This is a genomic window from Peribacillus sp. SIMBA_075, from assembly GCF_046534585.1.
In genome coordinates this window covers 1-236 of sequence record NZ_JAWRYN010001602.1, presented here as the reverse complement: position 1 = coordinate 236, position 236 = coordinate 1, and the positions used below count along the sequence as shown (strand labels likewise).

Sequence of the window (236 nt, the reverse complement as noted above, 5' to 3'; positions counted from 1 at the left end):
CGAGCAAACTGCGAGAGACAGGAATTACGGTCATCACACTGAATCAATTCGGGCGATTCGATGTACGACTGCTCCGTGCCCTGCGGAGTACGTTTTTCTCGTTTCAACCGGCTATCATTCATACGCATGGAATTAAAGCCAACTTTTTTTCGCGGCTGGCCACACGCGGTATGAATGTGCCCCTCGTGACAACCGTTCACAGTGCCCTGCGTTACGATTATTCGAGTGCACTCGCC

The 236-nt window shown here is 51.7% G+C and carries 1 protein-coding gene; it reads left to right on the top strand.

Annotated features, from left to right (window positions below; all coding sequences use genetic code 11):
* A partial coding sequence (locus tag SB775_RS33840; protein ID WP_410865670.1) for a glycosyltransferase occupies window positions 1-236 on the top strand: 236 nt, incomplete at both ends.